Below are 13,862 nucleotides of genomic sequence, written 5' to 3'. Positions count from 1 at the left end.
CCTTCCCCGCCCTCAGAGGGTGCGCAGGTGGAACCCGCCGTCCACGTCGATCACCTGACCGGTGCTGAACGGCAGCAGGTCGGTCGCGACGGCCACCACCGCCCGACCGACGTCCTCGGGCTGTCCCCAGCGCCGGATCGGGGTCAGCCCCTGATTGAAGATCAGATCGTCGTACCGGGCCTTGACCGGCCCGGTCATGTCCGTCTCGACGATGCCGGGCCGGATCTCGTACACGTTGATCCCGTGCTCGGCCAGCCGCGCCGCGTAGAGCTGCGTGGTCATCGCCAACCCCGCCTTCGCCACGCAGTAGTCGCCCCGGTTGACGCTCGCCGTGTAGGCGCTGATCGAGGAGACGATGACGATCTTCGGTCGGCTCACCGTACCGGCCGCCAGCTGCTCGATCATCGTGCGGGCGGCGAGCTGGACCAGGAAGTACGGCCCCTTGAGGTTGATGTCGATCAACCGGTCGAACGAGTCCTCGCCCGCCTCCAGCAGGTCGGCCCGCACGTCGGGCGCCACGCCGGCGTTGCTGACCAGCAGGTCGAGCCGGCCGAAGGCGGCCAGCGTCTCGTCGACGAGCCGCCGCCGGTCGTCCGCCTCCGAGACGTCGGCGCGTACCAGGTGCGCCCGCGCGCCGAGCGCCTCGACCCGCGCGCCCACCTCCGCCGCGGCGTCACGGTTGCGCGCGTAGTTGACCACCACGTCGTACCCCGCGCCGGCCAGCGCGAGCACGATGCCCCGCCCGATGCCGCGCGACCCGCCGGTCACCACCGCCGCCGGCCGGGCGGAAGCCTGTTCGCTCATGCCCCGACTCCGCTGCGCTCCGTCGCGGCATGAGGCTCGACCGCGCTGAGTTCGATGATTCGCTCGCTCCGCTCGCTCATGCCCCGACTCCACTGCGCTCCGTCGCCGGGTGCGCCTCGGCGGGGCCGAAGAAGGTCAGGTACGGCTCGTCGCGGGCGACCCGTCCCAGGTAGAGCGCCAGTTCCCGGGCGTGGTAGTCGCCCCACATGCTCGACTCGCCGTTCGGCACCCGCTGCCCGGCCGGTACGTGGTCCCAACCGTTCGGCCGGTGGTAGACCGAGTGCAGGATCAGGCCCTGGTGCCGCGGGTCGGTGCTCAGGTACGGCTCGTCGAAGAGCGTGTCGCAGACTGTGAGCCCGGCCTGCCAGTACCGCCGGCCCTCGTCGGCCCGGCCGGTCCGGGTCAGGTACCGCCCGAGCCGGAGCAGCCCCTGCGCGCCGATCGCGGCGGCCGAGGAGTCGACCGGCTCGTGCGGGTTGTACGGGTCCGCCGGCCGGTCGAGGTAGTCGCCGAGCGCGGCGAGTCCGGGCGCGCCGGTGTCCCAGTACGGGATCCCGTCCACCGGGGTGTTCGCGAGGTAGAAGTCGCAGGTGGCGGTCGCGGCCCGGAGCAGCACCCCGGTCAGCTCGGCGCGCCCGCCGTACGGTCGCAGCTCCTCGTCGGAGAGCAGGTCGAGGAACTCCAACTGCTCGGGGAAGCCGACCATGGCCCAGGCCAGGCCCCGGGTCCAGGTGCTGAACGGCGAGTAGCCCTGCTGGGTGCTCGGGCAGCGGTACTCGCCGTCGTTCACGTTGAAGATCGACTCGTGGGCGGTGCGGCCCCGTACGTCGTAGCCGTCCCGCCCCTCGCCGTAGAAGACGTTGTACCGGGCGGTGCTGAGCACGTGCGCGACCAGCCGGTCGAGCAGGGAGATCCGCTCGTCCCGCTCGCCCATCAGCGCGTGTCCGAGCAGGTGCGACACGGCCAGCGCCCGGCAGGAGCGGATGGTGTCGACGAAGAGCGACTGCGGCCCGTTGAAGGAGTAGACGTAGCCGCCCCCGTCGCGGGTACGGGCCCAGCGGGCGGCCTGCACCGCGCCGCTCAGCTTCAGGGCCAGCTCGTAGAAGTCGCGCTCGGTGCGCTGGTGCGGGATCCGCCCCTCGGCCATCAGCCGCCACAGGTTCCCGTACGTGCTGACGTTGTTGAAGCCGTGGTCGTGCACCCCGATGTGGCTGACGTGGCTGGCCATCACCGCCACGGTCCGTTCCCGGCCGGAGTCCAGGAAGCGCCGCTCGCCGGTGGCGTCGAACTGCAACAGCGCCGAGCCGTACTGGAAGCCCTGGGTCCACTCGGTCCAGCCGCGGGCGGTGTACCGCCCCTCGACGGTGAAGACCGGCGAGGCCGATCCGGGCGGGCAGGTCTTCTCGATCGAGTCGATCTTTTCGGCGGAGGCGTCCCAGAGCCGGTCGATCTTGGGTATCAGCCGAGCCGGGGTCAGCTCGTCGTCGATCCTCATCATCGGCCCAGCATAGGAAAGCGCTTGCCTGAGGGGTAGACCCGCGCCCCGATCCGGGTCCTCCCAGATCGGGGCGCGGGTCAGACGGCGAAGCTGGCGGGGCGCTCGGCCGCGGGCGGCGGCGGGGTCGCCTTCCAGAGGCGGGTCTTCTGCGCCGCGAGCCGGGCCAGGTAGGCCGGGTTCAGCACCACGTAGCGGTGCCAGAGACGCCGGGGTTCCAGCCCGAGCCGCCAGAGCCACTCCAGGCCGGCCCGCTGCATCCACGGCGGCGGCTTGCGCAGCAGACCCGCGTGGTAGTCGAAGGCGGCACCGACGGCCATCAGCGGCATGTCCAGCAGCGGCCGCATGGCGTACGCGAAGACCTCCTGGCGCGGGCAGCCCAGCCCGACGAGCACCAGCCGGGCGCCCGAGGAGCGGATCCGGTCCGCGATCTCGGCATCCTCGCCCGGCTGCACCTGCCGGAACTTGGACGACTCCACGCCGGCGATCTTCAGCGCCGGGAACATCCGCTCCAGCGCCGGGATCAGGCGCGCCAGCGTCTCGTCGGTGGAGCCGTACAGGTAGACCGGGAGCCCCTCCGCGGCGAACCGCTCCAGCACCCGCAGCGTCAGCGTCGGCCCGTAGACCCGGTCGGCGAGCCCCGCGTGGTGCAGCAGGTTGAGGGCCCAGCGGACGGGCTGCCCGTCCGGGGTGACCACGTCGAAGGAGTTGAGCCGCGCGTTGTGGGCCGGGTCCAGCACCCCGGTCATCACGCCGTGCACCGCGAGCGCGGTCAGCGCCAGCGGACGGCGCTCGCGGGCGGCGGCGAGGACCTGCTCGGTCGCGGCCTCGTAGTCCACCGCGTCGACCAGTACGCCCAGCACGTTGCGCTTGCCCTGGGCGATCACCGCGCCGCCCCGTTCCCGCTGCCGCCGATGCGTGCGCTCATGCTGACGGCACCCACTTCTCCACGTTCGCCTCGTAGATCTCCTGGAGGATCATCGGTACGTCGTACACCTGCTTCCAGTCCGGGTAGTCCCGCTGGAAGGCGGCGTTCGAGCCGATCCACCACTGGTGGTCGCCGACCCGGTTGGCCTCGTGGTACTCGGTGATCATCTCCTGTCCGGAGATCTTCTCCGCCAGGGCGAAGGCCTCCAGGTGGGAGCAGTTGGAGTGGCGACCGCCGCCGAGGTTGTAGACCGCGGCCGACCGGGGGTTGCGGAAGAACGCCTCGAACGCGGCGACCACGTCGTGGCTGTGGATGGCGTCGCGCACCATCTTGCCCTTGTAGCCGAAGATCTTGTACGTCCGCCGCTCCATGTTGCAGCGCATCAGGTACGCCAGGAAGCCGTGCAGCTCGGTCGCCGAGTGTGCCGGCCCGGTCAGCGTGCCGCCCCGGAAGCAGGCGGTCTTCATGCCGAAGTACCGCCCGTACTCCTGCACCATCACGTCCGCGGCGACCTTGGAGGCGCCGAAGACCGAGTGCAGGGACGCGTCGATCGACATGTCCTCGGTGATGCCCCCCGAGTACGGGTGACCCGCCTCGATCTCCCAGCGGGTCTCCAGCTCGACCAGGGGCAGGCTGTTCGGCCGGTCCCCGTAGACCTTGTTGGTCGAGCAGTGGATGACCGGCGCGTCGATGCAGTGATCGCGGACGTTCTGCAGCACGTTGAGCGTGCCGCCCGCGTTGACGTCGAAGTCGGTGAACGGGTCGCGGACCGCCCAGTCGTGCGAGGGCTGCGCGGCCGTGTGGATCACCACGGCGATGTCCCGCCCGTACCGCTGGAAGATCTTCGCCAGCGCGTCCCGGTCCCGGATGTCCGCGTCCTGGTGGGTGTAGCTCGCGCCCAGCTCACTGGTGAGCCGGAGCACGTTCCAGGCGGTCGACGCCTCCGCGCCGAAGAACTGGCGGCGCATGTCGTTGTCGATACCGACCACGTCGAGGCCGAGGCCGGCGAAGTGCCGGACCGCCTCGGAACCGATCAGACCGCCCGATCCGGTCACCAACGCGACACTCACACGCCACTCCTGGGGTCTGGGCTGAAAACCATGGGAGCATAACGCGGCGACGACCGCGGCCTGATACGAAGGAAGGGCCCCGCGATTCGCGGAGCCCTTCCTCAGGGTGGGGAAGGGGGGAGTTGAACCCCCACGCCCTTTCGGGCACACGGACCTGAACCGTGCGCGTCTGCCATTCCGCCACTTCCCCCTGGGGAAGAGATCATATCTGCCCCGTGGGGACAGATGAGATCTGGCCCCGAAGTGGTGCCGAACAGAGTAACCCTCGCCCATGGCGGGGGAGAAGTCGCTCTGCCCTGCGGCTGCGGAACAGAGTAGCCCTGTCCCGGTACCCGCCCCTCGGCGGGGTGCCGGCACATACTACGCTGTCCGTATTGCCACCGAGAGTGATTTCCGCTCCCGGCGGATGGAACACTAGCACGACGACCCCGGCCCCCAGGGACAGGCCGGCACAAGGCGGTCGAGCGGCGTGCGAGCTGCACGTGCGACGGCCGGATACCATCATGTCCTCGGGACCCGAGGAGGAGCCGGTGAGCGTGCTGCAACGCTTCGAGAAGCGTCTGGAAGGCCTGGTTGAGGGGGCCTTCGCGAAGGTGTTCAAGGGGGTAGTGCACCCCGTCGAGATCCTCAACGCGATGCAGCGGGAGGCTGAGGCCCACAAGGCGATCCTGGCCGGTGGGCGCACTCTCGTACCGAACCGCTACGTGATCGATCTCTCGCCGTACGACCACAGCCGGCTCGCGCCGTACGCCGCCGCGCTCGCGCAGGAGCTGGCGCAGTCCCAGGCCGAGTTCATCGGCGAGCAGGCGTGGACGGTCTACGGCGACGTGATCGTGGAGATCGAGCGCGGCGACGGGCTCGACACCGGGATGTTCCGGGTCACCGCCGAGGTCTTCACCGGCGGGGAGGTCGCGCCCGCCCAGCAGGGCTACGACGCTCCCCAGTACCCGCCCTACGACCAGGGCGGCGGCTACGGTCCGCCCCCCGGACACGGCGGCGGACGCAACGTGCGCCTCGTCTCCGGCGACGGGCGCACCTATCCCCTGCAGATGGGCTCCACCGTGATCGGCCGCGGCGACCAGGCCAACCTCCGGTTGCCCGATGTCGGCATCTCCCGCCGGCACGCGCGGCTCGACTTCGACGGCGCCCAGGTGGTTCTGACCGATCTGGGGTCCACCAACGGGACGATGGTCAACGGCCAGCGCGTGTCGGCCGTGGCGCTCAACCCCGGTGACATGATCCAGCTCGGGACGACCACCCTCACGTTCCGAGTGGACGGCTAGGAACCTTGCCCCCTTTCGTCATCACCGTTGCCCGGTTCGGGTTCATCATCCTGCTGTGGATCTTCGTGTTCACGGTGGTCGGCGTGATCCGCCGTGACCTGTTCGCCGGTGCCAAGTCCAGCCGTCTCGTCGCCGCGCCACGGGGGGTAGGAGCGGCGATGACGCAGGGAAAGCCGGCGAGGGTGAAACGCGGGCGCACCGCTCACCAACTCGTGGTCACCGCGGGACAGCTCGCCGGTACCCGGATCACCCTCGGCGAGGCCCAGATAACCATCGGGCGCGCGGAGGATTCGACCCTGGTCATCACCGATGACTACGCGTCGGCCCGACACGCACGACTCGTACCCCGGTCCGGTCAGTGGTTCGTAGAAGATCTCGGATCGACTAACGGCACCTACCTGGATCGCGCTAAGGTCACCGGACCAACCCCCGTCCCCCTCGGCGTGCCGATCCGCATCGGCCGCACTTCCCTCGAGTTACGGCCATGACTCTGACCCTTCGCTATGCGGCCCACAGCGACCGCGGTCTGATCCGAGACGGAAACCAAGACTCCGTCTACGCAGGCCCGCGGCTACTCGCCGTTGCCGACGGCATGGGCGGCATGGCCGCCGGTGACGTCGCGAGCAACATCGTCATCGGTGCGATGGCTCCCCTCGACGAGGACGTCCCCGGCGACGCCCTCGTGGACGCGCTGCGTTCAGCCGTCGACACCGCCAACCAACAACTGCGCGACACCGTGGACGCCAACCCTCAGCTCGAGGGCATGGGCACCACGCTCACCGCGACCCTCTTCTCCGGCAGCAAGATCGGCATGGTGCACATCGGTGACTCCCGTGCCTACCTGCTCCGGGACGGCGAGTTCAACCAGATCACCAAGGACGACACGTACGTCCAGATGCTGGTCGACGAGGGGCGGATCAGCCTGGAGGAGGCGAGCAGCCACCCCCAGCGCTCGCTGCTCACCCGGGCCCTGGACGGCCGGGACATCGACCCCGAGTACTCGGTACGCCAGGTGCTTCCCGGCGACCGGTACCTGATCTGCAGCGACGGTCTCTCGGGCGTCGTCAGCGCCGAGACCATCGGGGACACCCTGCGGGAGTACTCCGACCCGCAGGAGTGCGTACAGCGCCTCGTCCAGTTGGCGCTGCGCGGCGGTGGCCCCGACAACATCACGGTGGTCGTCGCCGACGCCACCGACCAGGACATCGTCGAGGCGGCGCCGATCGTCGGCGGGGCCGCGGCCCGGGACCGGGGCATGGCGACCTCGGCCGACCGGTCGACCCCGGCCGCCCGCGCCTCGGCGCTGAACGCCCCCCGCCCGGCCAGTCCGGAGCCGGACCCGCCCGCCAACGGTCGCGACGACGAGTCGGAGCGTCCCCGGCGGCACCCGGTGCGTACGGCGGCGCTCCTCGTCGTACTGCTGGGGCTCGTCGGCGGCGGCCTCTGGTTCGGTTGGAACTACACGCAGCGGCAGTACTACGTCGGCGCGACCGACGACGGCCGGCTCGCGGTGTTCCGGGGCGTACCGGGTCAGATCGCCGGCTTCGACCTCTCCAGCGTGCACTCGACCAGCGACGCGCAGCTCAACGACCTCACGGCCGCCGCGCAGGAGCAGGTCAAGCAGGGGATCACGGCCAAGGACGAGCCGGACGCCGAGCGCCGGCTCGCCGAGCTGACCAGCGAGGACCCGGCCAACCCGAACCTGAAGCCGACCTGCCCGCCGAGCCCGACGGCCACCCCCTCGACGGTGAACGGCACGCCCGCACCGCCGGCCGGCACCGGGACCGACCCGAGCGCCACCCCCGACGCCAGCAACCCCCCGGAGACCCCCGACCCATCAGACAGTCCCGACGCTCTCCCCTCCGACGCGGTCCAGCCGGGCATCGATCCGACGGCCTGCCGCTCGGCGGAGTGAGCGCCAGTTCAAACGATCCGAGGTATCGATTGTGACCGCTCCGGCCAGACCGGCGGCGACGCCCGCAGCCACGGGCGAGATGCCTCGTGTCCGGATCTCCAAGTCCCGGCGCAACGCCGAGTTGGCGCTCCTGCTGCTGGCGATGCTGCTGGTGGCGGTCTACTCGGCCACGATCGAGGCGAACCTGTTCGACACGGTCACGCCCGACTTCTGGGTACCGACCGCCGCGCTCGCCGCGGTCTTCCTCAGCCTGCACGTGGTGATCCGCTTCCTGGCGCCGTACGCCGATCCGGTGCTGCTGCCGGCGGTGGCGCTGCTCAACGGGATCGGCGTCGGCTTCCTGCGCCGGATCGACCTGGCCAAGGCCGACCCGGACGAGCGGATGCACTTCCCGATCTTCGCGGGCATCGGCGGGCGGCAGCTCGCCTGGACCCTGGCCGCGGTGATCCTCGCCGCCGCGCTGCTGGTCGTGGTCCGCGACCACCGTTCGCTCTCGCGCAACCCCTACACCATCGGGCTCGCCGGCATCGTGCTGGTGCTGATACCGGCGGTGCTCCCGGGGAGCATGTCCGAGGTCAACGGCGCGAAGCTGTGGATCAAGTTCGGCGGCTTCCAGATCCAGCCGGGTGAGTTCGCCAAGCTGGCCCTGCTCGTCTTCTTCGCGTACTACCTGGTGCGCAAGCGCGAGGTGCTCTCCCTGGCCAGCCGCCGCTTCCTCGGCATCGACTTCCCCCGGGGCCGCGACCTCGGTCCGGTCGTCGGGGTCTGGGTGGTCAGTCTGATGGTGCTGGTCTTCGAGAAGGACCTCGGCACCTCGCTGCTCTACTTCGGCATGTTCGTCGTGACGCTCTACATCGCGACCGAACGGGTCAGCTGGCTGATCATCGGTCTGCTGCTCTTCTTCGGCGGCGCGTTCCTCGCGTACTTCCTGGGCGGCACGATCGGCGGCCCGTTCGCCAACTTCCACCTGCGTGCCGAGATCTGGCTCGACCCCTTCGCCGACCCCTACAACGACGGGTACCAGTTGGTGCAGGGGCTGCTCGGGCTCGGCACCGGCGGCCTCTTCGGGGCCGGGCCGGGCGGTGGCCAGCCGCTGAAGGTGCCCGAGGTGCAGAACGACTTCATCTTCGCCGGACTCGGCGAGGAGCTGGGCCTCTTCGGCCTCAGCGCGCTGCTGGTGATATACCTGCTGGTCGTCGAGCGCGGGCTGCGGGCCGCGCTGGCGGTACGGGACTCCTTCGGCAAGCTGCTCGCCGGCGGTCTCGCCTTCACCCTCGGGCTGCAGGTCTTCGTCATCGTCGGCGGGATCAGCAAGCTCATCCCGCTGACCGGTCAGACCACCCCGTTCCTCTCCGCCGGTGGTTCGTCGCTCATGGCGAACTGGCTGCTCATCGCCGTCCTGCTCCGCGTCTCCGATGCGGCCCGCCGCCCGGTGACCGGCAACTCGCCGGCCCGCCCGGCGAACGCCGGTCCGGCGGTACCGGAACAGCTGCACGGCGCCCCGACGGAGGTGATCCGCCCGTGAACGCGCCCCTGCGCCGGGTCGGCGTGGTTGTCATGATCCTGTTCGGCCTGCTCTTCGCGAACCTGAACTGGGTGCAGGCCTACAAGGCCGACGAGTACCGCAACAGCGACTACAACGGCCGCGTCCAGGTCGCCGAGTACGACCGCAAGCGCGGCAACATCGAGGCGAGCGGCATTCCGATCGCCACCAGCAAGGAGACCAGCGGCGAGCTGAAGTTCCTGCGCACCTACCCGAAGGGCCCGGCGTACGCGCACGTGCTCGGCTACCAGCCGGTCAACCTGGCCGCCACCGGGATCGAGCGCACCGAGAACGACTTTCTCGCCGGCAACAGCGACGAGCTGGTGGCCGACCGGATCCGGGACCTCTTCACCGGCGACCAGACCGCCGGCGGCAACGTGCTGCTGACGCTCTCCACCGCCGCCCAGGAGACCGCCTACAACCAGCTCAGCAACAACAAGGTGGGCGCCACCAAGGGCGCGGCGGTGGCGATCGACCCGCGCACCGGGGCGATCCAGGCGCTGGTCTCCATGCCGAGCTTCGACCCGAACCCGCTCGCGAACCACGACACGGACGTGGCGCAGGCGGAGTACGACAAGCTGACCGCGGACAAGAACGGCCCGCTGAAGAACCGCGCCCTGAGCGAGACGTTCCCGCCGGGATCTACCTTCAAGGTGATCGACGCGGCCGCCGCGCTGGAGTCGGGCTACACCAAGGAGACGCAGATTCCGGCCGGCCCGGTCTACCGGGCCCCGACCTCCGGCAGCGACATCCGCAACGCCGCCCCGTCGATCTGCCCGGAGCCGCAGGTCAGCCTGATCGAGGCGCTGACCGAGTCCTGCAACACCGGATTCGCGCAGCTCGGCGTGAAGCTCGGGGCTGACAAGATCAAGGAGAAGGCGCGCCAGTTCGGGTTCGAGCAGGACGACCTCACCGTCGGCCAGCTCAACGAGGGTGGGCTGCCGGTCGCCGCGAGCCACACCGGTGACATCCAGAATCCGGACGGCGGCGAGGACCCGGCCGCGCTGGCCCAGTCGGCGATCGGCCAGAACAACGTACGGATGACGCCGCTCGAAGGCGCGATGATCGCCGCGGCGGTCGCCAACGGCGGTACCCAGATGCGCCCGTACCTGGTCGACCAGCTGCGGGGTTCGGATCGCACCACCACCTACTACAAGGCGGCGCCCAAGTCGCTGCGCCAGCCGGTCAACGGGCAGGTCGCCCGCGACCTGCAGGACATGATGGTCAGCGTGGTGCAGAACGGCACCGGCAAGAACGCCCGGATCGAGGGCTACACGGTCGGCGGCAAGACCGGTACCGCCCAGTCCAGCGCCGACGTCGACGACCACGGCTGGTTCATCGGCTTCGCGATGCGCGACGGCCAGCCGATCTCGGCGGTCGCGGTCATGCTGGAGCAGGCTGGTCCGGGCGGCAGCGCCGAGGCGGCCCGGATCGCCGGCCAGATCATGCGTTCCGTGATCCGCGGAGGCAAGTGACGATGCTCAGCCCCGGGGTCCAGCTCGGCAACCGGTACCTGCTCGACGAGCGCATCGCCAGCGGCGGGATGGGCGATGTCTGGCGCGGTACCGACGAGGTGCTGGGCCGTACGGTCGCCGTGAAGGTGCTGCTCCCGGCGCTGCTGGACGAGCCCGGTTTCGCCGAGCGCTTCCGCGGCGAGGCGCGGACCATGGCGACCATCAACCACCCGGGCGTGGTGGACGTCTACGACTACGGCAGCGACAACCAGATCGCCTTCCTGGTGATGGAGTACGTCGAGGGCGACGCGCTGTCGCGGACCCTCGGCCGGGTGGGCCGGCTGACCCCGGCCCGGACCATGGCGCTCGTCGCGCAGGCGGCCGACGCGCTTCAGGCGGCCCACGACAAGGGCATCGTGCACCGGGACGTGAAGCCCGGGAACCTGCTGGTCCGGCCGAACGGCACGCTGGTCCTCACGGACTTCGGCATCGCCCGCTCCGACATGGTGGGGCAGCTCACCGCGGCCGGTTCGGTGCTCGGCACCGCCTCGTACATCTCCCCGGAGCAGGCGTCGGGCGCGGTCGCGACGCCCAGCTCGGACGTGTACGCGCTCGGCGTGGTCGCGTACCAGTGCCTTGCCGGTCGGCGCCCCTTCGAGGGCGAGAACCCGCTCGAAATCGCCATCAAGCACGTACGGGAGGCGCCGCGCCCGCTGCCGGCCGACATCCCGCCGGCGGTACGGGCCATCGTCGAACGTGCCATGGCGAAGGACCCGGCGGCCCGCTGGCCGAGCGCCTCCAGCCTGGCGGCGGTGGCCCGGCAGGCCGCCGCGACGCTGGCCGTGCCGGCGAACGCGGGACGGGGAATGGTGCCCGGAGCGCCGGTCCCGCACGGTTCGCCGGTGGCGGCCCCGGTGCCCCCGCCCGGGCGGCCGACCAGCGTTCCGCCGCGCGTCGGGCAGCCGACCGGCACCGCCGCGGTGCCCGGTTCCCCCGTCGCGCCCGGTTCGCCCGTGGCACCCGGTTCGCCCGTGGCCCCGACGCGGGGGCGGGCGACGCCGCCGCAACCACCGGTCGGCGGTCCACCGCCGGGTTCGCCGGTGGCCGTCCCGCCCCGGCCGATGGGCTCGGCGACCCCGACCCCGCCCGGTGCGACCACCCCCGGGTACGGGCGCGGCGCGGCCGCCGTGCCGCCGGCCGCACCGCCCCGGCAGGCGCCCTCGTACCCGGGCTACGCCCGGCCGTCGGCGCCGCCACCCCAGGACTCCGGGCTGAGCCGCCCGTTGTTGGTGCTGCTCGCGGTCGTGGTGGGCCTGATCGTGCTGATCTGCTCAGGCGTGATTTCCTACAACCTCAATCGGGACACCACGGCCGGGATGGCCGTTACCCCCCAGCAGAACGTGTCGCTAGGGTCGCGGCAGGTAACTGGACGCGACGTTTCGCCAAACGCGCCGTACCGTCGGAGTGAGCGGGTCGTGCTGGCCGGCGGGATGACCAGATGAGCGAAGGACGACTGACGAGATGACTGCGCAGGCCCGCCTGCTCGGTGGCAGGTACCAGGTCGGCGAGCTGCTCGGCTACGGCGGCATGGCCGAGGTGCACCGGGGGCGCGACCTCCGGCTCGGCCGGGACGTCGCGATCAAGATGCTTCGTACCGACCTGGCCCGCGATGCCACGTTCCAGATGCGTTTCCGCCGCGAGGCGCAGAATGCCGCTTCGCTCAACCACCCGGCCATCGTCGCGGTCTACGACACGGGCGAGGAGATCGCGCCGACCGGCGAGACCCTGCCCTTCATCGTCATGGAGTTCGTCAACGGCCGCACCCTCAAGGAGGTGCTGGCGGCCGAGGGACGACTCATGCCGCGCCGGGCGCTGGAGATCACCGCCGACATCTGCGCGGCGCTGGAGTTCAGCCACCGGCACGGCATCATCCACCGGGACATCAAGCCCGGCAACGTGATGCTGACCCTGACCGGCCAGGTCAAGGTCATGGACTTCGGTATCGCCCGGGCCCTGGCCAGCGGCGCCACCACCATGACGCAGACCTCCGCCGTGATCGGTACCGCGCAGTACCTCTCCCCGGAGCAGGCCCGGGGCGAGGCGGTCGACGCCCGCTCCGACGTGTACGCGGCCGGCTGCGTGATCTTCGAGCTGCTCTGCGGGCACCCGCCGTTCGTCGGCGACAGCCCGGTCAGCGTCGCGTACCAGCACGTGCGGGAGGATCCGCCGACCCCGAGCGACATCAACCCGGACGTCACCCCGGCGATCGACTCGATCGTGCTCAAGGCGCTGTCGAAGAACCCGCTCAACCGCTACCAGAGCGCCGCGGAGATGCGGGCCGACCTGCTCCGGGCGGCCGCCGGCCGGCCGGTCATGGCGACCCCGGTGCTCCGGCAGGACGAGACCGTCGCGATGCCGCAGAACATCGCCCGCGGCGGCATGCCGGCGGGCGGCGGCATGGGCGCGGGCACCCGGCCGATGCCGAGCCGTCCCGGCGACTCGCGCCGCCGCCGCGGATCGGCGTGGCTGCTCGCCACGCTGAGCGGCCTGGGCGTGCTGGCGGTCGTCGCGCTGGTCGCCGCGCTGCTGTCGCAGCAGAACCAGAAGCCCGACGACATCGCGGTACCGGACGTCCAGGGCCGCAGCCAGGCCGACGCGATCGCCCAGCTCCAGCAGGCCAACCTGCTGCCGAGCCCGTCGCCGACCTTCAACAACGACTGCGTCAAGGACCAGGTGATCAGCCAGAACCCGATCGGCGGCGCGGCCGTGGCGCCGCGGGCACAGGTGGCGATCGTGGTCTGCGGCGGCAAGCCGAGCGTGAAGATTCCGACCGACCTGGTCGGAAAGGACCTCCAGTACGTCACGGGCACCCTGGAGGGACAGGGCTTCAAGGTCAAGCCGGTGGCGCAGGAGAGCAGCAAGAAGGAGAACACCGTCCTCGACGTGAGCCCGGACGAGGGCCAGACGGTGGACGCCGGCAGCCAGGTCACGGTCACCTACTCGAAGGGCAACCTCAAGACGGTGCCGTACGTGGTCGGCAAGTCGGAGGCGGACGCCAAGCGCGAGATCGAGCGGGCCGGCTTCAAGGTGGACGTCGAACCACAGCGCGGTTCGGCGGACTCCGACGGTGAGGTGGTCGACCAGGATCCGGGCCAGGGTGTCAAGCTTCCCGCGGGTTCGACCGTCACGATCGTCGTCATCGAGGGCCAGGACGATCCGAGCCCGGACCCGAGCGCGACGACCGGGCAGCCGGGCACGGGTGCGGGGGGTCTCTTTCCCGGCCTCGGCGGGTCCGGCGGCGGCGCGGCCGTTCCGACCCCGACGCCCTCGTCCCGACACTGAGCGCCGCTGGCGCCGGCCGGCGATCGCG

The 13,862-nt window shown here is 70.9% G+C and carries 11 protein-coding genes and 1 tRNA gene; 7 read left to right on the top strand and 5 right to left on the bottom strand.

Annotated elements, in window-relative coordinates:
* Nucleotides 1-12: 12 nt before the first annotated feature.
* The 5 genes from AB0J86_RS02150 to AB0J86_RS02130 all read right to left on the bottom strand — a co-directional run bounded on the left by AB0J86_RS02150 (nt 13) and on the right by AB0J86_RS02130 (nt 4,487).
* Nucleotides 13-804: a 3-ketoacyl-ACP reductase gene (locus AB0J86_RS02150; protein WP_363851060.1), complete on the bottom strand. Its 792-nt coding sequence runs from the start codon at nt 802-804 to the stop codon at nt 13-15.
* A gap of 76 nt (nt 805-880) precedes the next feature.
* Nucleotides 881-2,302 carry a hypothetical protein gene (locus AB0J86_RS02145; RefSeq protein ID WP_363851057.1) on the bottom strand — a complete coding sequence of 474 codons (1,422 nt, stop codon included), beginning with the start codon at nt 2,300-2,302 and terminating at the stop codon, nt 881-883.
* A 77-nt stretch (nt 2,303-2,379) separates the two neighbouring features.
* Nucleotides 2,380-3,186 carry a WecB/TagA/CpsF family glycosyltransferase gene (locus tag AB0J86_RS02140; RefSeq protein WP_363851054.1) on the bottom strand — a complete coding sequence of 269 codons (807 nt, stop codon included), beginning with the start codon at nt 3,184-3,186 and terminating at the stop codon, nt 2,380-2,382.
* A 37-nt stretch (nt 3,187-3,223) separates the two neighbouring features.
* The gene (locus tag AB0J86_RS02135) at nt 3,224-4,297 is read right to left on the bottom strand and encodes an NAD-dependent epimerase/dehydratase family protein (RefSeq protein ID WP_363851051.1); all 1,074 of its coding nucleotides are present in this window, start codon (nt 4,295-4,297) and stop codon (nt 3,224-3,226) included.
* A 107-nt stretch (nt 4,298-4,404) separates the two neighbouring features.
* Nucleotides 4,405-4,487, bottom strand: a tRNA-Leu gene (locus AB0J86_RS02130).
* 313 nt (nt 4,488-4,800) lie between these two features.
* On the opposite strand from AB0J86_RS02130, the gene AB0J86_RS02125 reads away from it, so the two are divergent.
* From AB0J86_RS02125 to pknB, 7 genes are all read left to right on the top strand, one after another.
* A complete protein-coding gene (locus tag AB0J86_RS02125) occupies nt 4,801-5,580 on the top strand; it encodes a DUF3662 and FHA domain-containing protein (protein ID WP_363851048.1) in 780 nt (259 codons plus the stop codon).
* Between the two features lie 5 nt (nt 5,581-5,585).
* Nucleotides 5,586-6,068 carry an FHA domain-containing protein gene (locus AB0J86_RS02120; protein ID WP_363851045.1) on the top strand — a complete coding sequence of 161 codons (483 nt, stop codon included), beginning with the start codon at nt 5,586-5,588 and terminating at the stop codon, nt 6,066-6,068.
* Entirely contained in the window at nt 6,065-7,495 is a 1,431-nt protein-coding gene (locus AB0J86_RS02115) for a BofC C-terminal domain-containing protein (protein WP_363851042.1), read from the top strand. The genes AB0J86_RS02120 and AB0J86_RS02115 overlap by 4 nt, the downstream gene beginning before the upstream one ends.
* Nucleotides 7,496-7,574: 79 nt before the next feature.
* Nucleotides 7,575-9,020 carry an FtsW/RodA/SpoVE family cell cycle protein gene (locus tag AB0J86_RS02110; RefSeq protein ID WP_363851040.1) on the top strand — a complete coding sequence of 482 codons (1,446 nt, stop codon included), beginning with the start codon at nt 7,575-7,577 and terminating at the stop codon, nt 9,018-9,020.
* On the top strand, nt 9,017-10,513 hold the full coding sequence (locus tag AB0J86_RS02105) for a penicillin-binding transpeptidase domain-containing protein (protein ID WP_363851037.1): 1,497 nt from the start codon (nt 9,017-9,019) through the stop codon (nt 10,511-10,513). The genes AB0J86_RS02110 and AB0J86_RS02105 overlap by 4 nt, the downstream gene beginning before the upstream one ends.
* 2 nt (nt 10,514-10,515) lie before the next feature.
* A complete protein-coding gene (locus AB0J86_RS02100; protein ID WP_363851617.1) occupies nt 10,516-11,994 on the top strand; it encodes a protein kinase in 1,479 nt (492 codons plus the stop codon).
* Nucleotides 11,995-12,013: 19 nt separating this feature from the next.
* Entirely contained in the window at nt 12,014-13,834 is a 1,821-nt protein-coding gene (gene pknB / locus AB0J86_RS02095; protein WP_363851034.1) for a Stk1 family PASTA domain-containing Ser/Thr kinase, read from the top strand.
* The last annotated feature ends 28 nt before the right edge of the window (nt 13,835-13,862 follow it).

Origin of the sequence: Micromonospora sp. NPDC049559, from assembly GCF_040676675.1 — a bacterium.
Classification (GTDB): domain Bacteria; phylum Actinomycetota; class Actinomycetes; order Mycobacteriales; family Micromonosporaceae; genus JBFAPK01.
This window is presented reverse-complemented; position numbering and strand designations above follow the sequence as displayed.